Consider the following 24629-nt stretch of genomic DNA (forward strand, 5'->3'; position numbering starts at 1 on the left):
AGATGTCCCACCTGCGCTTACCTCGCTAGAGGAACGCAACGACAAGATTGAGCAACGTGAGCACCAGGCTTCCCAGCAATGCAGGCCCAAACCCCTGAACGCGGATGCCCGGAACGATTGCCGCAACCAAGCAAAGCATCAGCGCGTTGATCACAAGAAGAAAGAGCCCAAAGGACAGGACAGTGAGCGGCAACGTCAGAAGAACCATCAGCGGCCGCACAACCGCATTCACGAAACCGAGCACAAGCGCGCCGATGAACGCGGCCCCCCAGCCCTCCACCTGAACGCCGCGAACGAGGTTGGCCATCAGCAGCAACAAGCCTGCCGACAAAATCAGATGAGCAAGGAACGTGAGCATAAATACCTCCGGTAAGGCGTGAGTGTCCTATGAAAACTTGGCGTTTTAGTAAGCTATGTAGGGTACGCTGTGCGTACTATTTTTTCAATCGCCACAAAAAATACCGTAGCGTGCAGAGTTTCATCGAATGCCAACATTTCGGTATTTGATGATGGAACGGTTGCGGGCAAACCCGAAACCTACCGCATATTGAAATATAGAGGCGCCAACATAAATAGCACTCCATACAGGACTTTTTTTCCGGCAAATATTCGAGATTGCTTGATACCGATATTGCAATGTCTGTACAAACGGCGCACAATTAAACCCGTTGGTTTAGGAGATTCCCAATGAGCGCAACAACAGTCAAAGAAAATCGTCTCAACATACGATGCGATAATCACGCTAGACAAATGCTTAATAAGGCTGCTGCCTACGCGCATGTCAGCGTTTCAGAATTTATACTTTCTCATGCCTTGGCTTCAGCGGAACAAGTAATTCAGGCGCATGAATCGATCACTTTAGATCCGGCAGATTTTGAAGCTTTTCTTGCCGCCCTTGACAACCCCGCACAAGCCAATGACGCTTTAATCCGTGCATTCGATCGCCATAGTGAACAGGTTGAACGTTGACGAGCTATATAATCCGGGCTCACGATGGAAAGTTTGATGCAAAATCGTTTAGTTGCGGACAATCCGCACTTGATGATTATATCCGCCGCTATGCTTCACAGGATATAAAACGCGATCTTGCAAGAGTCTTTGTCGCTTCGCCGGCGGATGATTTAGGTTGCTTGGCCGGTTTTTTTACGTTAAGTGCGGGCAGTGTCAATTGCTCGGATTTACCTGAAAAACTGGCGCACAAACTGCCGCGATACCCTGTGCCGGTGGCTTTAACAGGGCGTTTAGCCGTCGACCAAGCCTTTCAAGGCAAAGGGCTGGGTTCAATCTTGTTGGCCGATGCTTGCCAAAAGGTAAGACGGGCAAGAGATACTTTAGCTGTGGTTGGTATCATCGTTGATGCGAAGGATGATTCTGCCGCCGCGTTCTATCGGCATTTCGGATTTATTGAACTTTCGGGTCAACCGGATCGTTTATTGCTGCCTGCTGCGGTTTTTTGCCGATGAAAATAAGGCGCGCGCAGCACGCCCTACGGATGACCGATAAAACTTGTCTGGATAGTTATAGCTTCCGCCTTTATAAAACTTCCAGCATCGCCCGCAAGGCCAAGGCATTAAAAGGCGCGGCGCATTCGGCGTCATTGTCGAAATAAACATGCACTTCCCTACCCTCATTTAACCACTCAGTAATACGCTCAGCCCAATAGGCCAGTTCGGGGTTGCTGTAGGAAGAGGCGTAAGTTCGCGCATGCCCGTGCAGGCGGATATAAACCAGGTTTGAGGTGACACAATCCCACATCGGCCAGGTTTCGGCATCGGACATACAAACGGCGATTTCCGCTTGGGCCAACTTGGCTGCCACTTCATCATCAAACCAGGAGACGTGCCGGAATTCTATGCTGTGCCGCACTTCGGGCCATTGTTGCAAGGCGTCGATAAAGCCTTGCAGCCGGGGCAGATCCTTTTTCAACAGGCCGGGCAGTTGCCACAAAACAACGGCCAGTTTTTCTCCAAGCGCTACGGCATGATTTTTCTCAATCAGCACCGACGGTTCGGGATCAAGCAGTTTCTTGTTATGCGTTAAATAGCGGTTGGCTTTTAATGCGAACTTGAATGTTGCCGGTGTTTCGTCAAACCATTTTTTAAACGTGGCGGGGCTTTGCAGGCGATAAAAAGTGCCGTTCACTTCCACTGCGGAAAAGCGTTCTGCATAGAATTTAAGCCAATCTTTTCGCGCGACGCCGGTGTAAAAACAGTCATGCCAGTGCTGATAGCTCCAGCCGCTGGTGCCGATGAAAATCATAGGTCTATACAGTCCTGCCGGGATAACCAACAGCGTAGAAACTTTAGCGGGACACCCTTTTCACCTTTCACCTTTCACCTTTCACCTTTAGCCTTTAGCCTTTAGCCTTTAATACAAATCACCGGCTCCAGTCGGGCGACTTTTCGGGCCAGACCTGCCCGGTCGGCAATATCCACCACCGCACTGACATCTTTGTAAGCCAAGGGCGCTTCTTCGGCGACGCCGCGCATCGACGGGCTGCGGATAATAATGCCTTTGGCCGCCAGTTGGTCGACCAGCGTTCTGCCCTGCCATTGCTTGGTGGCCTGCGTGCGGCTCATCGCCCGTCCCGCGCCGTGACAGGCGGAGCTGAATGCGCGCTGTTCGCTTTCTTTGGTGCCGCACAACACATAAGAACTGGTACCCATCGAGCCGCCGATCAGCACCGGTTGACCGACTTCTTTGAATGCAGCCGGCAAATCGGGATGGCCGGGGCCGAAAGCGCGGGTTGCGCCCTTACGGTGTACGAACAGCGATTTCTTTTGGCCGTCAATCATGTGCCGCTCCAGCTTGCAGGTGTTGTGCGAGACATCGTACAGCAAACCGAGGTGGATGCCTGGGAACACCGTCGCCACGGCCTGCCGGGTCAGGTGGGTGATAATCTGGCGGTTGGCTAATGCGCAGTTTATCGCGGCCCGCATCGCGCCCAGATATTGCTTTCCTAAAGGTGAATTCAGCGGTGCGCAGGCCAGTTCGCGGTCCGGCAAGGCGATTTGGTACTGGGCCGCCGCCATCGCCATGTCTTTCAGGAACTCGGTGCCGATTTGGTGCCCTAAGCCTCTGGAACCGCAATGGATGCTGATCACCACATCACCAACCCGCAAACTGAACGTTTTGGCGACAGCCGGGTCGAAAATCTCCGCGACCCGCTGCACTTCCAGATAATGATTGCCGGAGCCCAGGGTGCCCATTTCATCTTGTTGCCGCTCCCTGGCCCTGGGGGAAACATAGTGCGGTTCGGCGCCGGCCATGCAGCCGTGTTCCTCAATGCGCTCCAGATCCCGCTGTTCGCCGAACCCCTGGTCAAGCGCCCATCGCGCGCCGCCTGTCAACATGCCGTGCATGGTTTTATGGTTCAGATGTATCTTGCCCCGGCTGCCGACACCGGCCGGCACCGTGCGGTACAACGCATCCGCCAGCGCCTGTTTGTGCGGCTGCAGCTGATCGATGTTAAGGCCGGTATGCAAAGTGCGGACACCGCAGGAAATATCGAAACCGACGCCGCCTGCCGACACTACCCCGCCTTGATCGGGATCGAAAGCGGCGACGCCGCCGATCGGAAATCCGTAACCCCAGTGCGCGTCAGGCATCGCATAAGCGGCCTGAACAATGCCCGGCAAGGTCGCGACATTGGTGATCTGCTCGTAAACTTTCTGGTCCATCTCCTGCAATAATTGCGCGTCGGCATAAATAATCGCCGGAACGCGCATTGCGCCTTTAGGCTCAATTTCCCAGCAGGTTTCGTCTCGTTGTATAAATTGACCGGTATCCATTGATTCTCTCCTTTAAACATCGACAACGCATTGGGCAACCCACATGCCGTCAGCTTGCCGGTAGACGTGCAGCCCGGTAAAAGTAGCGCCTTTGATTTCAACGGCGGGCTGATGTTTTTGCCGGTCAACGGCTACGCCAAAAGCGGTCGCCGTTAATTTGCCGCCGTCGATGGCGACCCGGTAGCGGTTGAACAACCAGCCGTGCGCGGACATTTCATAAACCAGCTCATTGATCCAGCTGACCAACAGCAGTTCGTTGTCGGGTGCTTCGCATTTTATCGGCACGGCTAAGGCATCCGAAACCAGCTCGGGATCGGTCACCACGGCGGTCATCGCGACGGCGGCTTGTTCGAACGCCTGCCCAAGCGTTGGCGCAATACCGCGTATGCCGATGTCGGCTTCGTGTTCGAAATGTTCCCAGTGAGGCATGTTCATCATCTTATAACCGCTCCGACGGGCTTCAACAATAGATAGACGCCAACCCCGATCATCGCCAAACCGCTGATTAATTTAAGCAGGCGCCCTTCTCTTTCCTGGAGCCGCCGTTGGCTCAGCGTGACGATGCCGATGGCTAAAACAATAACGTCATCGAACATATAGGCTAGGTTGTACAGCAGCAAATAGCCGTAATAGCCGAGACTATCGGGCTGTTTCAGCGTTAGAATCCGTGTGTACAACGCCGGAAAACCCGAGGTGCACATGAATTCGACAATCTGCACCAAAACAGCCAGCACTACCGCACCGATCAGCGCGCCGGTCAGATTTTGCGCTTGCAGAATTTTGCGCATCCGGGCATAAATATCGGGTTTGGCCGCATCGGGGATCGTTAATGACACGCCTTGTCGATAAAACCGAAAATCCTTCAGGTTAATCGCGCCGACCAGCAAGGCTATAACTGCAATGGCGATTTCCGAAACCCGGGACAGGCCGATCAGCAGAAAGAGGTTGAGCCAAGCCGCCATGAAGATGAAATAGACCAAACCTTCCACAGCGACGAATGTACCGGCGATCATGAACATCCGCATCCGGTCTTTCATCGACGCGAGCAACGAGACCATCAGCAGCAACACCCATATTGAACACGGATTGAACCCGTCCAGCAGACCGATTGCCAGCGTACACAGCGGCAGACCCAGCTGATCCAGCGATAGCCTGTAACCGAAAAAGTCGATGTCTTGCGCCGCCTCGCAGGACAAGGGCGCCTCAATGGTGCAGCTGCCCGAATCATCCTGTTTTTCCGGTATGCGGACTTTAGCCAGTAGGCTGCGGAGCAATTGATCTGTGCCGGCCTCCTCCGAATAACCGGAAATCAATTGCCCGCCCACTTGAAAAGCGGGCACTCTTACTGCATTAATACCTTGATTTCTGGCGATCAGCCGTAATCGCTCCAATGCGGCGGGCTCATGAACGACGTCATGAGTGGCGATGCTCAGCGTGGGCTGTTCGCGTTTAAGAGCCTGTAAAAACGCCAGCGCATTCGCGCAGTGCGGGCAACCCTCTTGCACAAAGACCTCAATATCGGCTGGCTGCGTACTCGAGTTGCCGGCGCTTGCCGGTAAAGAATCCATTCTGCCGGCAAACGCCGTCGGACTCAGGCCGAAAGCCGATAGCCAGACAAAAACCAAAAACCACCGGATAACAGATAATCCAACTATCATTTTCAAGGATACCTCCTCTTAGGATTTGGTTAAAAATAACTTTCCTAAATCACTGTCTTCTATCGTCAAGCCGTTCGTGCAGCCCCTTCGACTACGCTCAGGACTAAAGGCCTTGTCGAAGCATGATCGGCTTGACACGGTAGGCCGAAATTTTTCCGTCCACCCCATTCGACAAGCTCATGACAGGCGTGGACAAGGCTCTCCTGAGCGTAGCCGAAGGGCTCAGGGCGAACAGAAGAATTTTACCCGATCCATATCGGGAAGTTATTAATGACCGTATCCTTAGTCTGTCGTTCGCAACCCCAATTATTTTTCTCGCTCCCTCGTGCGGCTAATCGTTGCAGCAAGTTTTAAAGCCTTTCTCACTCTTGCGGCGCCGTTATCAATTGCTGTACATCATGGTTTGTCTCACTAGCATCATGCACTACAGAACGCACATGGATGTCCCGTTGCGGAAAGGGAACTTCTATGCGGTGCTCTCGCAGGGCTTTTTCAAGCCGGAAAAGTAAATCATGCGTCACCGGCAGCCGGTTTGACAGTTCGCAGACAAAAACACGAATGGAAAAATCCAGCGAACTCTCGCCAAAACCGACCATCAATACACTCGGCTCAGGCTCTGCAAGCACCAGCGGCGTTGATTTTACGGTATCGACCATGACTTTATGCGCCAGTTCCACATCGGAACCGTAGGCGATGCCGACAGGAATCACCACGCGGGTTACCGCATCGCTTAACGTCCAGTTGATAAGCTGGCTGGTGATAAAGGTTTTGTTCGGCACAATCAGGTCTTTCTGGTCCATGTCTATCAGCGTAGTGGCGCGCATATGAATACGGCTGACTTTACCGGTAATGCTGCCTATGGTTACGGTGTCGCCGACCCGGATCGGACGCTCGAACAATAGGATAATGCCCGACACCATGTTGGCGAAGATCTCCTGCAAGCCGAAACCCAAGCCGACACTGAGCGCCGCCACCAGCCACTGAACCTGAGACCAGCTGCCGCCCAGTTCATTTGCGACGCTGATAAAGCCTATCGAAAATAAAACATATTTAGCCAGCTGGTTAACCGCGTAACGGCCGCCCGCCTCTATCGGCAAGCGCCTGAATACCAATAATTCCATTACGCCGGAAAAGTTTCGTATCGAGACCACCGCGATAAAAATATACAACCCGGCCAACAGCAGATTGATCAAGGTTATCGGCTGATAACTCTCCTGGTTGTCGATATTAACCAGATGATGCCAGAGTACAACACGATCCAGAAATGAAAAAGCCGGCAAGATGTTTTTCCAGATCATCCAGAAACCGATCACCACGGTAAAACCGATAAAAACGTTCAGCAGTTTTATCGTTTGAGCGTTTATTTTAGGTATATCGATTTGTTGCTCGTCAACCGGCAGTATCGGATCTTCCGATCCTGCCAGAGGTTTTTCGGCAATCGCCGCGGTTTTGCGTTTTTGTCTGGCATTGCTGATGGCCAGCTGTCTGTTGACCAACGTTAACCAGCGAAACACCAGCGCATGAATAATGATGACCGAAAAAATCAGCCTTAAGGTGACAACCAGTTTTTGCTGCAACTCCAATGCACTCAAATAATAGCCTGCCACAGCAAATCCGATGATAACCAACGGTATCGCGATGGCCGCCGAATACCAGACGTAGCGCAGCTTGGCTATCCAACCGTCGGCGTTTTTGTCGATATAGCCCCGCAACAAACCGCTGGAGGGTTTTAACACCCGGCCCACAAATACAGTCATGGCAATCATGTCGATAATCAGCGCCAAACGGCCGATGCTGTCGCTGTGTGCGGAAAACTTTGATGCGCCGGTACTGCTGATAATGAATACCCCCGGCACGACAATAAAACGTATCCAGGCGACCTGTGTGCGTAAAAGACCGACTATCGTTTTTTGCCATTGAAAATGTTTGCGCGCTATGCCATCGGCCGCAAACAGGCGGTAAAAGAATTGCAGGAAAAACAGCGGCAGCGCGGCTCCCTGCAAACCTTTACCGAGCGCTTGGGAGAAATCGTCAACGCCAATATCCATACTCAAAAACCAGCCCAGGTACTCAAAAAGCAACGGCAACGGCAAGACTATAATCAAGTTGTAGGCCAACGCTCTTAAGGTGTAATAAAAGCTATCGGTAGAAATCCTTTCAACCTTGCCGGAAATGGCTTGCAACTGTAATTTCGCCCAGTTTCTGGCAAACTGTAGACCGACAAAAAACAATACCGCGACAAACGTCAGAAACAGGTAATTCCAGGCCAGCTTAACCGTATCTTTAATCAGCGCCATCCAGTTAAACGGCGACAGCAGCCATTGTGCGGAATGATATAAATCGGCGATATAATTCAGGTTAATCGGCTCCGAACTGGGCACCCACAACAAACGCTCGTCCAGATAAGTGGCGAATTTACCGGCCTGAGTGATCATTTGTTGCCTGGCAAAATCAAGGTCGCCTAAGGTGTGCAGGTAGCTTGTATAAGCAACGGACAACTTGTTGAGCAGCTCTTTCTGATTGTTCAGCAACACCCTTAACTCGGCCTGTATCATCATGCGCTGATCGGCAGGCAAGGCCGGATCGACCTGCCGTCTCATCATGTCCTTCAGCGTTGCATCAACATCGGCCAGCCGCTCCAGTTTGTCCTCAACCTTGAATTGCGCAAGACTGGCTATTGCAGTTTCATTCTGAATAACCTGGGATTGCTGCTCAAACTCATTCTGAATCGGTAAATTGCGCCGCTGTTCGCGCAGTATTTTCCCCAGAGCCGGACTTAAACCCGCCAGGCTGATTTTCTTTTCAGCGCTTTTGAAGTCGGTTTCAATTTCGCCGGCTTGAGCATCCACCCTGGCTTTTTGTTCGGTGTATCGCTCAATTCTTGCGGTAAAGTCCTGTAAATCGCGGCTGTATTGAATATTTTCCCGCGTATTTTCCTGGATAAGGGCATGCTTACCGGAAGCCGCTTTTTCCGCCTGGCTGAGTGCATCCTGCATTTGTTTCGCTTCCTGCTGGCGTAAATCGAGAGCAAGACTCTCGATTGCAGCAACAACCGAGCTCAACGCCGCTTTTTGCATATCCAGCTGCTGAAACTGGGCTTTAAGCAATTCAACCCGGGCCGGATTGCTGATGGCTTCAACATCTAGCATTTTCAACTCGGCCGCGCGTGAATCAATTGATGTTTTCAGCTGCGCCTGCCGGGCTTCGACTTCCAGTTTTGAATCCGATTTATCCGCCGTCATTCCCAGTTTTTTTTGCGCCGTCTCTATATCTTGCTGCGCAGCCAGCATTTCTTCGCGAATAAACTGCGGGCGGCTGCTTTGCACCGCAAGCTCATCTTCAAGTTTCTTTAGCTGCTCGTCCAGATTACTGAGATTTCCTTTCTCAATAATAAGACGCTGCTCAAGCTCCTCGACCGGTATCCGGCTAAAATCTTCCGGTTTTTGCCTGGAAGCTTTTAGCGAAGCCTGCTCAATTTCCTTTTGCAGCCTTTTGGTTTGTTCAGGCGCTTGCTTCAGGGCCGCCTTAAAATCGGCGGTCTGCGCCTTAAACTTTTCGATATTGGCCAAATTATCTTCGGCCGTTTGATAAATTGACAGCAACTTGGATTTTGTTGCCTCATCAATGCCCTCCCGTGTATTGATGGCGTCTATTTTGGCTTTTAGCGTGTCTTTATTGATCTGAAACATTGGATTTTTCTGCCCCGCATCCGAGGCTGCACTTTTAGCCCATGCCCCGCTTGAGCCCAAGGCGACAACCAGCAATAAAAACAACAGGGGATGAATCCTAAATTGAGTAAGAGGCAAATTAATGATTTTCATAGATTATTCAAAGCACAACTGGGAATGGATAGCAGCGTTATTGTAAACTGTTTTTGCCGGTTTCGAAGCGGGAAGCGTGAGAAGGATGCGAATCTCCGGCACTGCGGCATAGATGCATTCTTTACCTGCAAGGATGCAGGCAAGATGCGGCGGCTTTCAGCGCAGCCTGGCATTCACTTCCGCCAACACTTTTGTTAACAGGTCCGGTTCGCCGGTCTGGAAATTTGCCGCGTCGGTTTCCCGGCGCAGCCAGGTAAACTGGCGCTTGGCCAGCTGCCGGGTGGCGACGACGGCTTTTTCGGTCATGGTTTCAAGATCATATTCGCCTTGCAGGTAGGACCAGGCTTGGCGATAACCGACAGCCCTGATCGACGGCATTTTCTCGGTTAAATCGCCGCGCCGATAAAGCGCTTCCACTTCATCGATAAATCCCTGTTCCAGCATTTGTTTAAAGCGCCGGGCGATGATGCCGTGCAGTATGGCCCGGTCTTGGGGGGCGATAATCAGTTTTATCCGTCGATAGGGGATGTCTTTCGCCTGGGCTTCGGTGAAAAAAGACGTTAACGGCTTGCCGCTGATTTCGTAGACTTCCAGGGCGCGTTGTACGCGCTGCGGGTCGTTGGGATGGATTCTCGCCGCCGCCTCCGGGTCGATCCCAGCCAGCCGGCTGTGCAGGGTCTCTTTACCCAATTGTTCCAAATCCCGGTCGAGCCTGGCCCGGATGACCGGGTCGGCTTCGGGCAACACCGCAAGCCCGCTGTTCAGGACATTAAAATACAGCATCGTGCCGCCGGCCAGTATCGGGATTTTGCCGCGCCGGGTTATGTCATCCATTAAGTCCAGCGCCTGTTTCCGAAACTGACCGGTAGAGAACGATTCGGCGGGATCGAGTATGTCGATCAAATGGTGGGCAACGCCGCCTCTTTCATCCAACGTCGGCTTGGCGGTGCCTATATCCATGCATTTAAACACCAACGCGGAATCGACGCTGATGATTTCTCCGTTAAGCGCCTGGGCCAGCTGTACGGATAGCGCGGTTTTCCCTGAAGCGGTAGGCCCCATCAGGAAAATGGCCGGAGGATTGGGATGGTTTTTCATAATTGAGGTGATGGTAACTAAAATGGAACACGGATGACGCTGATTGGATAGATTAATAAAAAGGCAAAGGGCGAAAGGCGAAAAAAACACCTTTCGCCCTTTGCCTTTCGCCTTGTACCGATAACATTATTGCCCGCGCAAAAAGAACTTGTCCAAATCGCCGGTCGATAATTCTATCCAGGTGGGTCTGCCGTGATTGCACTGCCCTATTCTTTCGGTTTGTTCCATATCCCGCAGCAAGGCGTTCATTTCGTCGATGGTCAGGCGGCGATGTGCGCGCACCGAGCCATGGCAGGCCACCGTGGCTAATATTTCATTGGATTTTTCCTGTATCCGCCGGCTCATGCCGTGTTCGGCCATGTCGGCCAGCACATCGCGAATCAGGGTTTCCATGTCGGTATTGCCCAATAGAGCGGGTATTGAACGCAGGACGATGGTTTCCGGTCCGGCGCGGTTAAGCTCAAAACCCAGGGAAGTGAAAAACGCTTGCTCCTGTTCGGCCAAATCCGCCTCCGCCGCACTGACCTTTATTTTAATCGGCAGCAATAACGGCTGACTGGGCACCGCGCCGTTTTGGTATTGCTGTTTCAAACGCTCATAGGTAACCCGTTCATGCGCGGCATGGGCATCGACCAGGATGATGCCGGTCGCGGTTTCGGACAAGATGTAGATGTTGTGCAAATGCGCGATCGCGTGGCCCAGCGGCTTCGCTTCCGGTTGAACCTGCGCTACCGGCTCGGGTTTTGGATACAGCGACGCATAGGCTTGTACGGTTTCTTCTACATGTAAGGGTAATGATGCTTGTTGCGGCGGTCTGGGGCTGTAGGCCGGTTTATTATCAAAATCGGGTTTTGATTGTTGGGTTACGCTATCGTTTAGCCAACTTACATTCTGGACAGCTTGTGTTTGCGGCGGCGATTCGGTGGCCGACTGTTGGATTACGCCATGCCCCGGCCTTAAATCGGCAAGCGACCGGTGCAGCGCAGAAAACAGAAAATCATGCACCAAACGGCCTTCCCTGAACCTGACTTCCAGTTTTGCCGGGTGGGCGTTGACATCGACCAGCGCAGGATCGAGCGTCAGGTACAAGACGAAAACCGGGTGCCGACCATGAAACAAGACATCCTGATAAGCCTGTTTGACCGCATGGGAGACCAGCTTATCCCTGACCAGCCTGCCGTTGACGTAAAAAAACTGCATGTCCTGCTGGCTGCGGGAAAAAGTCGGCAAGCCGACCCAACCGGCCAGTTGCAGGCCGGACGCCGCAAAATCGATTTTTATTGAGTTTTCAATAAAGGACGAGCCGCAGATACCGGCAATCCGCTGTTCCCGCTCGGTTTCCGTTGCCGCCGGCTTCAGGTTGAGCATTTCCTTTTGGTTGTGCGACAGCGTAAAACCAACATCGAAACGGCTCAGTGCCATGCGTTTGATCAATGTTTCTATGTGGGCATATTCGGTTTTTTCGGTTTTTAAAAACTTGCGTCGGGCCGGGGTGTTGTAAAACAGGTCGCGCACATCGATCGTTGTGCCGGGAGGGTGCGGATCGGGTTGCGGATTGAAATCCTGCTCCGAGCCGTCGGCAACAACCTTCCAGGCGCAATCCGCGTCGCTGATGCGTGAAATCAGCGTAAGCCTTGAAACCGAACTGATGCTGGGCAAGGCCTCGCCGCGAAAGCCCATGCTGACCACCTGCTCCAGATCTTTTAAGCTGGCGATCTTGCTGGTCGCATGCCGGGACAAGGCCAACGGCAAGTCGTCTTTGATGATGCCGCAGCCGTTGTCCCTGATTTTTATCAGCCTGGCGCCGCCCTGTTCGATTTCAATGGAGATGTGACTGGCCCCCGCATCAAAACAGTTTTCAACCAGTTCCTTAACCACGGACGAGGGTCTTTCGACCACTTCGCCGGCGGCAATCTGGTTGACAAGTTGAGTGGGGAGGGAACGGATACGCATCAGCCAGCCTAAAGCAAAAGGCGTATTTTATATGATGGGGGTAATTATTCACACTGCCTTGTAAGAAGCCGACCGGCATCCTACAAGGTTAAAGCTTTATCACATCTCTAAAGCCGCTACGCTGCTTCCCTCTGGGGAGGGTTTGTAGGGAGACGTCGTATCGAAATAATTGCGCACGCCATCAAAAATAGCGCCGGCTATTTTCGCTTGATGCGCGGCATTGACTAACCTAAGCTCTTCCGACGGATTGGAGATAAACGCTGTTTCGACCAAAATAGACGGCACATCGGGCGATTTCAGCACCAGAAACCCGGCCTTTTGCACCGAAGCGTAATGCAGCTCGCCGATGCGTTCGAAATTTTTCAACACCTTGCCCGCAACATTCACGCTGGCGTCTTGAGTAGCGGTCTGCGACAAATCCAACAATACCGAAGCCAGCACATCCTCTTTATCGTTCAGGCTGACGCCGCCGACCAAGTCCGATGCATTTTCGCTGTCTGCCAGCCAACGCGCGGCTTCGCTGGTTGCGCCTTTGTTAGACAAGGTGAATACCGAAGCGCCTTTGACTGTCGTATTCTGGAAGGCGTCGGCATGAATTGAGATGAATAAATCGGCCTTGGCTGCCCTGGCAATCTGCATTCTTTTCCTAAGATCGACGAAATAGTCGCCTTTACGAACCATGACGGCCTTCATGCCCGGCTGTTTATTAATTAAATTCGCAAGTTTTCTGGCAATTTCGAGTGTGATCTTTTTCTCTTCGGTACCGTTGGCTCCATGTGCGCCGGGATCGTTTCCGCCGTGTCCCGCATCAACCGCAATAATGATGTCTTTGTTTCGTTTGGCCGTTTTTGTTGATTTAACCGGCACGACCTCTGCCTTTTCAGCTTCTTTTGTTGATTTAACAGCTATCGCTTCAGACTTTTCAGCTGCTTTCTTTTGCAATTCCTTAACCGGTTTTTCTATTTGTTGCTGGCTGTCCGCCACTTTGGAGGCCGCCGGTTTAGCGGCAATAGGCTTAATCTCTGCCTTCTGCTCAACCTTCGCATATTTATTCGGGTCTTTATCCAATAACTCAATAACCAGACGCTTGCCATTCAGGCTATTGGTTCTTAGTGACGTGCTTTGTGCGCTAATTTCTCTTTTTAAATCGACTACAATTCTTATATCGGTCTTATTTTTTGCTGCAACGCGTACTTGAGAAAACAGCGGATGGGATGACGGCGGCTGGCTTAACGCCTGCTTTAAATTGACATTGCGCATATCGATCACCAGGCGCGCCGGATTCTTCATCAGGAAAATACGATGTTCCGGCGAAGCAGTCACATCGAACAGCATTTGAGTCTGATCAGGCGTATTCCAGTAACGCAATGAACTCACATCGATTTGTTGCGCATAACCGGGCACAGCCCCCAATACCTGTAATCCAATAACAAACAAGAGCTTCCAGTAACTTCCCATCGGCATAACTCATAAAGTAATAATCTGGATTAGATTATAGCAGTATGTAATTGTTTTTCTAGGCCGGTTGTGTGACTATTTTTTTAACTTTGTGAGTTGCCGTGTAATTCCAGTGAGCGCCCGTTCCCGTCCGTAGCCAAACTGATGACCCGATCCGGCTCGGGTAAAAAGCCTTTGCCCATGTCCGGCCACTCAATAAAACACACGCAATCCTGATCGAAATAATCCCTTATGCCGATCCATTCCAGCTCTTCGGGATCGGCGACCCGATACAAATCAAAATGAAATATCTTGCGCCCCGCTATCGTATATTCTTCGACCAGCGTATAGGTCGGGCTTTTAACCGCGCCGGTGTAGCCCGCCGCCCTGAGAAAGCCCCTGACCAGCGTTGTTTTTCCCGCGCCCAGATCGCCATGCAAAAATATTACGCATTTTGACGGCAACTCCGCCCAAAGCTTCGCGCCAAACTGTTCTGTCGCTTCGGCATCCTTTAAATATGTCTTCATTCATTTACCAATTGTCTGAGATAAGGCATTAAATCACCGGCCAGCAAGCCTCTTTCCCCGTCTTTTTCTACGGCCAAATCCGCCGCCAAGCCGTGATTATAAACCCCTTGCTGCGCCGCATCCTTTAAAGACAAGCCCTGAGCCAGCAATGCGGCGATCACTCCGGCCAATACATCGCCCATGCCGCCGGACGCCATGCCTGGATTGCCGGTATTGGAAACGGCAAGTTCGTGTTCGGATGCAATCAATGTGCCTGCGCCTTTAACAATCGCAACGCCGCCGTAGCGGGCCTGAATGGACAAGGCCGCCGCAAACCGGTCTTGTTGTATGCCCGCAGTCGTGCAGTTTAACAGCCGACCGGCTTCACCCGGATGCGGCGTTAAAATCCAGTCCGGCTTTTGGGTTGGCGAACCGGCCAAGAGATTCAAACCGTCGGCATCGACTATCATCGGTTTTGCTGAACTTATCACGGCATTAAACAGCGCTTTCGCCCAATCGCTTTGCCCTAATCCCGGCCCGACCACGACAACATCGGCTTTTGCCAGCAACGCCGCCAACTGCCCGGCTGTTTCCACGCCGTGACACATCAACTCCGGCCTGTTCAGGTTCATCAACCCGGCATGCCCGGCCCTGGTCGCTATGCTGACCAAGCCTGCGCCGACCCGCAACGCCGCCTCGCCAGCCATCCGGGCCGCACCGGAATAGCCCAGCTCGCCGCCAACTATCAGCACATGTCCGCAACTGCCTTTATGCGCGCAACGGTCGCGGCGCGGCAACGGCGTCTTGACTACACGCGTCGCCGCCGCTTTAACTCCGGTAAACACATCTTCGGGCACTCCCAATTGCGCATAGCAAATCTCGCCGCAATACTCGGCCGCCTGTCCGGTAAACAAGCCCTGTTTCAAACCGATAAAACTAACCGTGCAAGCGGCTTTTACTGCACAACCCATCACGTTGCCGGTGTCGGCATTTAAACCGGATGGAATATCCACGGCGATCACAGGGGACGGATGGGCATTGATGGTCTGTATCGCTTCGGCGTAAAGCCCGGTAACCGGCCTGTCCAATCCGGTACCCAGCAGCGCGTCAACCAACACATCGGCGTTGATGGTATGTCCGGTCTGAAACGGTATGACCGTGCCGTTGGCTGCATCGTATTTCCGATAGGCGGATAATGCGTCACCGGTCAGTTTATCAGGCTCCGAAACCGCATAAACACAAACGTTCAACCCCGCTTCCACTGCCAGCGCGGCAATAATATAACCGTCGCCCGCATTATTGCCGGAACCGCAAAAAACGGCGACTGACCGGGCATCCGGCCATTGTTTTTTAATGCGCTGGAACGCTTCATACCCTGCCCGGCTCATTAATTCAAAACCGGGAATGCCGCGTTCCTGAATCGCGATTCGATCCATTTCCCTGACCTGCGCGGCGCGATAGAGTTTTATTGGTAAATTTTGCATGTCTTGTGATGTTGTTTCGTAGCGGTAACCGGCAGGTTGCCTCTGGGTAGCACCGAGAAGCCTAAAGGAAACGCCGATTTAATCCTTCGACAGGGCTCTCCTGAGCGTAGCCGAAGGGCTCAAGAAAACGGTAACATACTGATTCCGTTCATGGTGAGCCTGTCGAACCATCAACGGAAATGATTTGCTCAACGCTTCCCTAAAGGTTTTATTGGCTGGATTTGATTATAACGCAGTAGTAAAAAGCTTGGCTGAAAAGTGAAGATGCGCCACGTCTGGTTACGCCACCCACCACACATTGAACCGTGTGCTATCAAATGCTATCATTCAAGTGCATGTAATTCTGGATTTTTGGGGGCATATCATGGCAAATTTAAGCGTTAGAAAACTGGATGAGGATGTCTTTTCAAAACTACGTCTACGTGCTGCGACACATGGCGTTTCGATGGAAGAAGAAGAAGTACGCCAAATTCTTAAACAAGCCGTTGCAAACCCTATTAAACTCGGCGATATGGCTTTGCAATTGTTTGGCGAAAAGCACGGAGTCGAACTGGAATTGCCTGAACATACGCCGCATGAACCATTGGATTTATTGTTGTGATTGTTCTGGATACCAATATCATTTCAGAAGTTATGCGCCCTCACCCAAGCGAGTCTGTTGTAGCATGGCTAAATCGGCAACCCGGCACCAACCTCTTTATTACGTCCATAAGGCTTTGCAGAGATCGGGTACGGCTTGCGTGTCCTGGCCGATGGACAACGCCGTAGAAACTTGCAAAACCGTTTTGAAGAATTCGTTACCCAAGGCTTTGAATATAGGGTACTCGACTTCGATGCCGCTGCTGCGCGTATTTATTCTGAAATAATGGGGCACAAAAAGGAAATTGGCTGCCCAATGAGCTTTCCCGACGGTCAAATCGCCTCAATTACGTTGGTCAATCATTTTAAACTTACAACTCGCAATATTAAGGACTTTAGCAGTTGCGGACTTGATTTGATTAATCCTTTTGAATATTACCGTTAGGTCATTCTTGATGGACACAAAATCGCGTACCCACCCCACATTTCTACAAGGCTGTTAAAAATCATGAACTTTCAAGGATTCTCACCTGATTCATTCGAACAATTCATTCGTGCACTTTCTCTGAAAGTTATTGGCCCCGGAGTAACGATTTTCGGTAACGGCCCGGATGGAGGACGCGAAGCAACATTTCAAGGCAAAATCAATTTTCCTTTTCCGCCAAACACTACATGGGATGGTTACGGCGTCCTTCAGGCAAAATTCAAAGAAAAAATCGAAGACACCCAAAAAGATCAGAAATGGGCAAAGTCGCAATTGGAGGATGAGCTCAACGTCTGGATTTCAAATAACAATCGAACTCCTAAACCGGATTACTTTATTTTTTGCACTAACGTAGAACTCAGTTCCGCTGCCAACGGTGGTAAAGACGCCATAACTCAGATTTTCGAAGATCACAAAGCCGCAATTGGGTTAAAAGATTATGCAATTTGGGACGCCAATCAGTTAAAAGCATACGTTGATGGATATGCAGAAATTCGGCAACGTTTCGAATGTTTTTTCACCCCAGGTGACTTGTTAGCCGCAATTGCAAAAAAGCTGTCCAATGCCGCCAACCCCGATGCGATCTTAGCCGCTTATTTGTCTAAAGAAATACTGGTCGATGAAGACGCAAGACTCGGTCAAGCAGGTGATCGATCCGAAGATAGAATTAGATTAGCTCATGTCTTCATGGATTTGCCTATTACTAAAGCTTCCATGTTAGAACCGACAGAAGAAGATGAATTCACTGAACATTTACCGCCTGCATCCTTGCATAATTTACTTCACGCCGCAGCCAATAAACTTGACCCATTAGCACTAGAAGATCACCGGCAGGCATTTAAGACCCTGCTAACTGGATTACAATCACAACGTATCTATGGTCGCTTTGTGTTTTTGGGTGGGCCGGGTTCAGGAAAATCGACTATCGGTCAATTCCTCGCCCAAATCCACCGTGCGGCGCTATTAGATCGGCGTGAGCCACGTCGCGTAGAATTTAAGGTGCGCAGTGTTATCAAAGACATCAAAGCCCGTTGTCAAGAAGAACAGGCAATCTGGCCTAATACGCCGCGTTATCCTTTCCGTGTCGAGTTAAATGCGTTTGCCAAAGCGCTTTCAAAAGATACGGTTAAAACTCTATCCGAGTATTTACGCCACTGCCTAAGTCAGGACTTGGCATTGTCCCATGAAGACCTTCGTGAATGGCTGCGCCTGTTCCCTTGGCTCCTGATTCTTGATGGACTAGACGAAGTGCCATCTTCTAGCAATCGCCGCGAAGTTGTAGCAGCTATCCAAAACTTCCTTAACGAAGCCAGGGACGTAGAAGCCGATTTAATGATAGTGGCGAGTTCCCGTCCTGATGGGTATGCGGGTGAATTTGACGGTGATGAAGTTGCTCACAGATATTTAGCGCCACTATCAAAGCGTCGTGCGCTGGCCTGTGCTCAACGTTATGTCGATGCAAAGACAGCTTCTAAAGGCAGTCAGCGAGCCGCAGAAACAATGGCGACGCTTACAGATGCAGCCAATAACCCCTTGATTGCCCGATTAATGCGTTCGCCATTGCAAGTCACATTTATGGTGACAGTGGTGTCAGCCAGCGGCAAACCCAGCGATAGCAGATGGCAACTTTTCAACGATTACTACCGAACTATTTATGAGCGCGAGCTTCATAAGGCCGTCCCCCCTTTTGATATTGCACTCAACGAACGCCGACCAGACATCGACGCTCTTCATCACAGAGTCGGTTTTATTTTGCAGTGCCGTGCCGAATCGTCCGGCGGCACCCAGGCAGATATTTCTATAACTGAGTTCGAACAACTGGTTAGCGAGTGTCTTGAGGAAAACGGTTTATCCTCACATGAATTAGCGACTCAAAAGCAGATGATTATAGGGGCCGCAAAACAACGGTTAGTTTTTCTAACCAGCCGCACACCCGGCCGATTGAGTTTTGATGTCCGATCATTGCAAGAGTATATGGCTGCTGCTTGCTTGACCAATACCGACTCGTCTGTGATCATCGAGAGATTGGATGCTATTGCTCATTCAGCCTATTGGAGAAATACGCTACTTTTCGCGGTTGGACGATTTTTTGTTGAACCACAGATGCGCGATCACCGGGACAAAATAAGGCTGCTTTGTGAAGATTTAAATCGCAATGAGGGTAATCGAGCTGAGGCAAAATTAGGCTCTCATTTGGCGCTTGAGATTTTAGAAAGCGGCACAATCGGCAATATGCCGCTCATTAATCGAAGTTTAGCGGCATGTTCGCTCGATCTACTTGCTAATCCACCTAACAAAGAAAACGGCTTGATAAGTCGACTTGCCAGTATCTATTCTTCCGCGGTGGAGACTGAGTTTCAGCACCAAATAGATATTTGGTTGGGTCAACATAGTTTGGCTCGGAGTCTTTCAGCATGGATGTTGATCCTTTATCTTGAGAAAAAAGATATACCATGGGCTGGTCAACTGGTAGCAAAAAATTGGCCCGAGGAGCCGGAAAAAGCTGCAATTATTTTATCGGCATGGTTGTCAAATGAACTTCAAATGGATCGTTTGGATACGGGAAGGCTTGAAAAACTGATTCCTCAATTATCAATCAAAGGATGTGCAGATGGATTATTATCGCGAGAAGTTGATGTTGAATTAACAGCATCGGAATGGCTTACTCCATTGACATCTTGGTGGAATCATAAAAACAACATTGATGCTAAATTGCATGTTGATAATTGTTTTTCTGGAGTTCAGGTTAACTTTAAATCTGTCTCTAAGTTGCACGAGCAATTTGATTTTGGTGACATCAAGACATTAAGATCGGAAAAAAATCTTCATTCTGACTGGAAGCTATTATTTCAGCTTGCTGATTTTCATAGTGATCCGAGTGTTGCTAATCTTTCCAGTGTGTTGGAATATTTTGCAAATTCCTGCGAACAAGAAGTTTGGTGTTTCTGGGCTGGAAAATTGCCTTGGCCTATAGCGTGTCATTTGAAAAAAGCTACTTCAAAATCTGAATTGTTATTATTGGTTAAACAGATTCGCTCTAATCTATTTGGTGATTTAAATCAATGGCAGATTAAAGAAGAAACATGGACAAAAGATGGGATTAACCTGGATGAATTATGTAATCCTTTGTTCAAAATTGAGGTCACTTTGTCTGCTGCAATTAACGGTGTCAGCGTAAGTGACAAAGGAAATGAAATTACATGCTCCGCACAGAAGTCACTATGCGACCACATAATAAGTTCTTGTTCTCTTGATGTGAAGAATACACTTTCCTGGATACTAGCTTTTTATGCCACTTGTAACGGAACATTGAATTTCCTTGACCCCGAATTACTACAAACACATCTGCTGTCAACACAAAGACGTTGGAGAGATAGAGATTTTCTTGTCAATTTTGACAATGTGAAAGGTAACATAAAGCCGTGGATTGATTTCTATGATCATTTTGGACAATTAGATACCTTACATTTCATAGACACTACCTGGGAACTCAAAAAAGCCCCGCTTGAATTCATTCTGCGGGCCTTTACCGATAATCCGGCACAATTGGGTTTGCTTCGTTTAGCCGGTTTTTGGTGTGCTTCAGGTAGGAAAACTGACATAAATATAAAAAACCCGATATTACTTGAGCAGTTTAAAAAACCTAAATACCTACTTGCCGCAATGCTGGTACGAATGTCGCGAAAAGATTTATTAGTTGCGGAAGCAGAGCAAATTGCAAGCAAATTACCTGTAGTGGTTAGTGAAAAGAGTGAACCGAATGCGCTACACATTCTGCTTTCTGCGCTTGAACATCATGCAAAAGAAATTTCCGCGTTGGAAATAGTGCTTAAAAAACTCATTGAAATTATCCCGGAAGACGAATGGCAACTTCGTGCTAGAGCAGACGTTATTCGCCACACCCTTTTGCAAGCACGACCCAGTGGGTTCGACAATAAAAATCTTACAGTACTCCGTCTCCCTTTAGTTGAAATCGATTAAATTTGGAGTCTGTAAACTCGTAGTCGGAATAAATCCTATCGTTTTTGCGAAGCCTAACTCAATAATGCATTCAACATTGAATGACTCCAAACGACATGCTCTAATGCGTATCATTTATAAATTCCTTACACAAGGACAACCCAATGCGAACCCATATAATCATTGACGACACCTTGATGGCCGATGTTTTAAAAGCGACGGGGGTAAAATCCAAGCGGGAAGCGGTGGAACTCGGTTTGAAAGCCTTATTAATGTTAAAACAGCAAGAGGGCATCAAAGCCTTTAAAGGCAAGTTAAAATGGGAAGGCGATTTAGAGCAAATGAGGTCTGATCGTTGATTCCGGTCGATTCCAGCGTTTGGATCGATTACTTCAACGGCGCGGAAACTCCGGCAACCCAAAAGTTGGATAAGTTGCTAGGAGTGCAGCCGGTATGCACTGGGGATCTGATTCTGGCGGAAGTGCTGCAAGGGTTTAGGCAAGACCTGGATTATCAGGCCGCAAAAACCTTGCTTAGTTCATTACCTGTCCACGCCATGCTGGGTGCAACCATGGCTTTAAAAAGCGCCGAAAACTTTAGAAAACTGCGTCAACAAGGCATTACCGTTCGCAAAACCATCGATACGATGATTGCCACCTACTGCATTGAACACGGACTGCCGTTATTGCATTCAGACAAGGATTTCCAGCCCTTTCAACAGTTTATGGGATTGCAGGTTGTATAAGGAAGTGCTGAATAAATTGATTCCGTTCATGGTTCGACAAGCTCACCACGAACGGAATCAAGCACTTGCCGTTCGTCCCAAGCTTGTCGAAGGACTTATTCAGCGTTTCCATAGAGGTTTCCCTCATGCGAAATCGATTTTACCGCTTCAGGCCGAGCAGCATGCCCCAGCCCTTCGACAGGCTCAGAGCGAACGGTTAATCCTTAACTTAACGGCATTGCCCCGCCCGGTTCGGCTTATTAAGCAGTTCCATTTTATCTACGTTCAATCCTTCGCCTCCCGTCGCCAGCTATGGACATCAGCAGCCAACAAATGATTACCCTCGCCCTTCAAATCAAGCAATGGGGATTAGAGCTGGGCTTTCAACATGTGGGCATCACCGACACCGGTTTGCCGGAAGCGGAAGCGCATCTGCAAAACTGGCTGGACAATGGATTCCACGGCGAAATGGACTATATGCAGCGCCACGGCCTTAAACGCAGCAGGCCCGAGCTATTGCATCCGGGCACTGTGCGCATTATTTCCGTGCGCATGGATTACCAAACCGAATCCGCCATTGCGATGAATCAAGTGCTGGCTGACCCGGCTTCCGCTTATATTTCCCGCTATGCGCTGGGCCGCGACTATCACAAACTGATGCGCAACCGCCTGCAAAAACTGGCCGACAAGATTCAAGCGGAAATCGGCTCCCAGTTCCCGGACTCCATGCGGGCTTTTGTCGACAGCGCCCCGGTGCTGGAAAAGGCCTTGGCCGAAAAAGCGGGCCTAGGCTGGATCGGCAAGCATTCCAACGTCATCAACCGCAAAGCCGGATCGTGGTTCTTTTTAGGCGAACTGTTCACCAACCTGCCGCTGCCGATCGACAGCCCGGCCACAGCGCATTGCGGCGAGTGCCGCGCCTGTCTGGACATTTGCCCGACCCAGGCGATTGTCGCTCCCTATCAAGTCGATGCCAGACGCTGCGTGTCCTACCTGACTATCGAACTGCACGGTTCGATACCGGAAGATTTAAGGCCGCTGATCGGCAACCGCATCTACGGCTGCGACGACTGCCAGATCATCTGCCCATGGAATCGCTTCGCCAAACTGACAGGCGAACGGGACTTTAATCCCAGGCATCGGCTCGACACCCAACAATTGCTTGAGGTCTTCGCGTGGACTGAAGCGGAATTTCTGGCAAAAACCGAAGGCTCCGCAATACGGCGAATCGGCCATCAACGCTGGCTCAGGAATATCGCCGTTGCCTTGGGCAATGCGCCTGCATCGCCGCTTATTACCGACGCCTTAAAGCCCATGCTCGACCATGAGTCCGAGATGGTTAGAGAGCATGTAATATGGGCGCTGGCTCGGCAAGGCCCTAACGATTCAGCGGGATAAACAAGGCGAAAGGCAAAGGACAAAAACCACCTTTCGCCATTTCTAGCCTAATCCGTAATTTAAATGACGCCCAATCAGGATTGTTTGTATGATCCCGCCAAAACCGATCGATAGGGACATGCAACTATGAAACAGATATTTTTTATTTTATTGACCCTGTCCATTTCATCCGCCCACGCCGAGGTTTTTAAATGCCAGTTGAAATCGGGCAAAACGGTTTACCAGTCTACGCCCTGCCAATCTGCGATAAAACAGCAAGCTATCGAGATCCCAAAACCCGATCCGCGCAAGGTTGCCGAGGAAGAAGCCAAACTCAAAGCCTGGAAGGAGGATTTTGCGGCGCGCGAAGCGGCAAGAATCAAGGCCGAAAAAGAGCTGCAAGCCGAACTGGACAGAAAAGCCTCTGTTGAAGCGTTGAAAAAAAGCGCCGAATATCAACAGCAGCAAGCCTATGAGGCAAAACGGCAGGCCGATGCGCTGGAGCGGCAAAATATGCAGCCTCCCCAATTTTACCCCTATTATTATCCGTCTTATCAATCGCTCCCGGCTTATCCGTCCCGTATACCGCATCAACATCAAAAAACCGGCAAAGACAATGACGGCAGCGGCCGCGCAAAAATTATTTTTAACTGGAAATAAACGGTATATTACAAAGTATCCTCATTGAAACCGCGCCGCATCTGTAGATTATTCAAAATAAACTACAATAGGCGCAACATAAACCCTCACACCGTAACCGGAACCTATGGAAGCTAATACAAAAACAATAAAATCTTTGGGCGTGCTGTGCAGCGGCGGCGACAGTCCGGGCATGAATTCGGCGGTACGCTCGGTAGTCAGAACGGCTATCGGCCTTGGCATTGAAGTTTACGGGATTTATAAAGGCTATTCCGGTCTGCTGGAGGGCAATATCCACAAACTCAGCCTGTCCTCCGTCGGCAATATCATCCAGCGCGGCGGCACCATTCTCGACACCTCGCGCTGCGAGGAGTTCCACACCCCTGGAATCAGGCAGGAAGCCGCGCACATTCTATCCAGAAAACATATTGACGGCTTGGTTGTGATCGGCGGCAACGGTTCGTTTGCCGGCGCGATGACCTTGCACCAGGAACATGACATCCCGATAATCGGCATACCCGGCACCATTGACAATGACATTTCCGGCACCGAATACACGATCGGCTTCAACACCGCCGTACAGACCGCGGTCAACGCCGTAGACAACATCAGGGACACCGCTTCGGCGCATGCGCGAACTTTCCTGGTCGAAGTCATGGGCCGCAGGTCATCCTTCATTGCGCTGCAAGTCGGCATCTGTACCGGCGCCGAGCATGTGGTGCTGTCAAACCAGGCGATCGATTACGAGAAGATTGTCAACGACATTAATAAAGGCACGGCTCGGGGCAAAACATCATCGATTATCATCGTGGCCGAAGGCGAAAAATCCGGCTTATCCTACGAAATAAAAGACACACTGATGACGCAGTACGATCTTAGCGTCCACGCCTGCGTTTTGGGGCATATCCAGCGCGGCGGAAGACCTACCGCACTGGATCGCCTGATTGCCTCGCAAATGGGGTATGCCGCAGTGCAGGCGCTTCACCAGGGACTGCGCTGCCATGTCACGGCTTTTAATAAAGGTGAAATTGAAATGGTGCCGTTATCGGAGTGCATACGAGGAAAAACCGAGTCTACCGAGGCGCAACTTGAATTAATCCGCGCCCTGGCTATTTAAG

Annotated in this window: 21 protein-coding genes; 10 read left to right on the forward strand and 11 right to left on the reverse strand. The window is 50.4% G+C overall.

Annotated elements, in window-relative coordinates:
• Positions 1 to 25: 25 nt before the first annotated feature.
• Positions 26 to 358, reverse strand: a complete 333-nt coding sequence (locus tag V3O24_RS05745) for a phage holin family protein (RefSeq protein ID WP_331306559.1) — start codon at positions 356 to 358, stop codon at positions 26 to 28.
• 329 nt (positions 359 to 687) lie between these two features.
• Between V3O24_RS05745 and V3O24_RS05750 the strand changes: the two genes are divergently transcribed.
• On the forward strand, positions 688 to 969 hold the full coding sequence (locus V3O24_RS05750) for a DUF1778 domain-containing protein (protein WP_104424658.1): 282 nt from the start codon (positions 688 to 690) through the stop codon (positions 967 to 969).
• Positions 966 to 1463 (forward strand): GNAT family N-acetyltransferase, encoded by a 498-nt coding sequence (locus V3O24_RS05755; protein WP_331306560.1) that lies wholly within the window; start codon positions 966 to 968, stop codon positions 1461 to 1463. Before V3O24_RS05750 ends, V3O24_RS05755 begins: the two co-directional genes overlap by 4 nt.
• 70 nt (positions 1464 to 1533) lie before the next feature.
• On the opposite strand, the gene V3O24_RS05760 is transcribed toward V3O24_RS05755, so the two are convergent.
• The 10 genes from V3O24_RS05760 to V3O24_RS05805 all read right to left on the reverse strand — a co-directional run bounded on the left by V3O24_RS05760 (position 1534) and on the right by V3O24_RS05805 (position 15748).
• The gene (locus V3O24_RS05760) at positions 1534 to 2259 is read right to left on the reverse strand and encodes a DUF72 domain-containing protein (RefSeq protein WP_331306561.1); all 726 of its coding nucleotides are present in this window, start codon (positions 2257 to 2259) and stop codon (positions 1534 to 1536) included.
• A gap of 101 nt (positions 2260 to 2360) precedes the next feature.
• Positions 2361 to 3791, reverse strand: coding sequence for an RtcB family protein (locus V3O24_RS05765; protein ID WP_331306562.1), 1431 nt, complete (start codon positions 3789 to 3791; stop codon positions 2361 to 2363).
• Between the two features lie 12 nt (positions 3792 to 3803).
• Entirely contained in the window at positions 3804 to 4229 is a 426-nt protein-coding gene (locus V3O24_RS05770; RefSeq protein WP_331306563.1) for an archease, read from the reverse strand.
• The gene (locus tag V3O24_RS05775) at positions 4226 to 5449 is read right to left on the reverse strand and encodes an NrdH-redoxin (protein ID WP_331306564.1); all 1224 of its coding nucleotides are present in this window, start codon (positions 5447 to 5449) and stop codon (positions 4226 to 4228) included. Before V3O24_RS05775 ends, V3O24_RS05770 begins: the two co-directional genes overlap by 4 nt.
• A gap of 362 nt (positions 5450 to 5811) precedes the next feature.
• Positions 5812 to 9270 carry a mechanosensitive ion channel domain-containing protein gene (locus V3O24_RS05780; RefSeq protein ID WP_331306565.1) on the reverse strand — a complete coding sequence of 1153 codons (3459 nt, stop codon included), beginning with the start codon at positions 9268 to 9270 and terminating at the stop codon, positions 5812 to 5814.
• A 156-nt stretch (positions 9271 to 9426) separates the two neighbouring features.
• Complete coding sequence (miaA, locus tag V3O24_RS05785) at positions 9427 to 10368, reverse strand: tRNA (adenosine(37)-N6)-dimethylallyltransferase MiaA (RefSeq protein WP_331306566.1); 942 nt, start codon at positions 10366 to 10368, stop codon at positions 9427 to 9429.
• 126 nt (positions 10369 to 10494) lie between these two features.
• Positions 10495 to 12321, reverse strand: a complete 1827-nt coding sequence (gene mutL / locus V3O24_RS05790; RefSeq protein WP_331306567.1) for a DNA mismatch repair endonuclease MutL — start codon at positions 12319 to 12321, stop codon at positions 10495 to 10497.
• A 99-nt stretch (positions 12322 to 12420) separates the two neighbouring features.
• Complete coding sequence (locus V3O24_RS05795; protein WP_331306568.1) at positions 12421 to 13779, reverse strand: N-acetylmuramoyl-L-alanine amidase; 1359 nt, start codon at positions 13777 to 13779, stop codon at positions 12421 to 12423.
• Positions 13780 to 13862: 83 nt separating this feature from the next.
• Positions 13863 to 14285 (reverse strand): tRNA (adenosine(37)-N6)-threonylcarbamoyltransferase complex ATPase subunit type 1 TsaE, encoded by a 423-nt coding sequence (gene tsaE, locus V3O24_RS05800; RefSeq protein WP_331306569.1) that lies wholly within the window; start codon positions 14283 to 14285, stop codon positions 13863 to 13865.
• On the reverse strand, positions 14282 to 15748 hold the full coding sequence (locus tag V3O24_RS05805; protein WP_331306570.1) for an NAD(P)H-hydrate dehydratase: 1467 nt from the start codon (positions 15746 to 15748) through the stop codon (positions 14282 to 14284). Before V3O24_RS05805 ends, tsaE begins: the two co-directional genes overlap by 4 nt.
• A gap of 364 nt (positions 15749 to 16112) precedes the next feature.
• On the opposite strand from V3O24_RS05805, the gene V3O24_RS05810 reads away from it, so the two are divergent.
• From V3O24_RS05810 to pfkA, 8 genes are all read left to right on the forward strand, one after another.
• The gene (locus tag V3O24_RS05810; RefSeq protein WP_331306571.1) at positions 16113 to 16349 is read left to right on the forward strand and encodes a hypothetical protein; all 237 of its coding nucleotides are present in this window, start codon (positions 16113 to 16115) and stop codon (positions 16347 to 16349) included.
• Positions 16350 to 16484: 135 nt separating this feature from the next.
• The gene (locus tag V3O24_RS05815; protein ID WP_331306572.1) at positions 16485 to 16772 is read left to right on the forward strand and encodes a hypothetical protein; all 288 of its coding nucleotides are present in this window, start codon (positions 16485 to 16487) and stop codon (positions 16770 to 16772) included.
• 63 nt (positions 16773 to 16835) lie between these two features.
• Positions 16836 to 20792, forward strand: a complete 3957-nt coding sequence (locus V3O24_RS05820) for a hypothetical protein (RefSeq protein WP_331306573.1) — start codon at positions 16836 to 16838, stop codon at positions 20790 to 20792.
• 143 nt (positions 20793 to 20935) lie between these two features.
• Positions 20936 to 21130, forward strand: coding sequence for a type II toxin-antitoxin system VapB family antitoxin (locus V3O24_RS05825; RefSeq protein WP_331306574.1), 195 nt, complete (start codon positions 20936 to 20938; stop codon positions 21128 to 21130).
• Positions 21127 to 21516, forward strand: a complete 390-nt coding sequence (locus V3O24_RS05830; RefSeq protein ID WP_331306575.1) for a PIN domain nuclease — start codon at positions 21127 to 21129, stop codon at positions 21514 to 21516. The genes V3O24_RS05825 and V3O24_RS05830 overlap by 4 nt, the downstream gene beginning before the upstream one ends.
• Before the next feature lie 291 nt (positions 21517 to 21807).
• Positions 21808 to 22893, forward strand: coding sequence for a tRNA epoxyqueuosine(34) reductase QueG (queG, locus tag V3O24_RS05835; protein WP_331306576.1), 1086 nt, complete (start codon positions 21808 to 21810; stop codon positions 22891 to 22893).
• A 126-nt stretch (positions 22894 to 23019) separates the two neighbouring features.
• The gene (locus tag V3O24_RS05840) at positions 23020 to 23532 is read left to right on the forward strand and encodes a DUF4124 domain-containing protein (RefSeq protein ID WP_331306577.1); all 513 of its coding nucleotides are present in this window, start codon (positions 23020 to 23022) and stop codon (positions 23530 to 23532) included.
• A 106-nt stretch (positions 23533 to 23638) separates the two neighbouring features.
• On the forward strand, positions 23639 to 24628 hold the full coding sequence (pfkA, locus tag V3O24_RS05845; protein WP_104424644.1) for a 6-phosphofructokinase: 990 nt from the start codon (positions 23639 to 23641) through the stop codon (positions 24626 to 24628).
• Position 24629 lies beyond the last annotated feature (1 nt).

The organism is Methylobacter sp. Wu8 (genome assembly GCF_036440755.1).
Classification (GTDB): Bacteria; Pseudomonadota; Gammaproteobacteria; order Methylococcales; family Methylomonadaceae; genus Methylobacter_A; species Methylobacter_A tundripaludum_A.

Excerpts from the sequence above, each read along its gene's own strand:
- V3O24_RS05745 (WP_331306559.1), bottom strand. The coding sequence starts at position 358 with ATGCTCACGTTCCTTGCTCATCTGATTTTGTCGGCAGGCTTGTTGCTG.
- V3O24_RS05750 (WP_104424658.1), top strand. The coding sequence starts at position 688 with ATGAGCGCAACAACAGTCAAAGAAAATCGTCTCAACATACGATGCGAT.
- V3O24_RS05760 (WP_331306561.1), bottom strand. The coding sequence starts at position 2,259 with ATGATTTTCATCGGCACCAGCGGCTGGAGCTATCAGCACTGGCATGAC.
- V3O24_RS05765 (WP_331306562.1), bottom strand. The coding sequence starts at position 3,791 with ATGGATACCGGTCAATTTATACAACGAGACGAAACCTGCTGGGAAATT.
- V3O24_RS05770 (WP_331306563.1), bottom strand. The coding sequence starts at position 4,229 with ATGATGAACATGCCTCACTGGGAACATTTCGAACACGAAGCCGACATC.
- V3O24_RS05775 (WP_331306564.1), bottom strand. The coding sequence starts at position 5,449 with ATGATAGTTGGATTATCTGTTATCCGGTGGTTTTTGGTTTTTGTCTGG.
- V3O24_RS05780 (WP_331306565.1), bottom strand. The coding sequence starts at position 9,270 with ATGAAAATCATTAATTTGCCTCTTACTCAATTTAGGATTCATCCCCTG.
- miaA (WP_331306566.1), bottom strand. The coding sequence starts at position 10,368 with ATGAAAAACCATCCCAATCCTCCGGCCATTTTCCTGATGGGGCCTACC.
- mutL (WP_331306567.1), bottom strand. The coding sequence starts at position 12,321 with ATGCGTATCCGTTCCCTCCCCACTCAACTTGTCAACCAGATTGCCGCC.
- V3O24_RS05795 (WP_331306568.1), bottom strand. The coding sequence starts at position 13,779 with ATGGGAAGTTACTGGAAGCTCTTGTTTGTTATTGGATTACAGGTATTG.
- tsaE (WP_331306569.1), bottom strand. The coding sequence starts at position 14,285 with ATGAAGACATATTTAAAGGATGCCGAAGCGACAGAACAGTTTGGCGCG.
- V3O24_RS05805 (WP_331306570.1), bottom strand. The coding sequence starts at position 15,748 with ATGCAAAATTTACCAATAAAACTCTATCGCGCCGCGCAGGTCAGGGAA.
- V3O24_RS05810 (WP_331306571.1), top strand. The coding sequence starts at position 16,113 with ATGGCAAATTTAAGCGTTAGAAAACTGGATGAGGATGTCTTTTCAAAA.
- V3O24_RS05820 (WP_331306573.1), top strand. The coding sequence starts at position 16,836 with ATGAACTTTCAAGGATTCTCACCTGATTCATTCGAACAATTCATTCGT.
- V3O24_RS05825 (WP_331306574.1), top strand. The coding sequence starts at position 20,936 with ATGCGAACCCATATAATCATTGACGACACCTTGATGGCCGATGTTTTA.
- queG (WP_331306576.1), top strand. The coding sequence starts at position 21,808 with ATGGACATCAGCAGCCAACAAATGATTACCCTCGCCCTTCAAATCAAG.
- V3O24_RS05840 (WP_331306577.1), top strand. The coding sequence starts at position 23,020 with ATGAAACAGATATTTTTTATTTTATTGACCCTGTCCATTTCATCCGCC.
- pfkA (WP_104424644.1), top strand. The coding sequence starts at position 23,639 with ATGGAAGCTAATACAAAAACAATAAAATCTTTGGGCGTGCTGTGCAGC.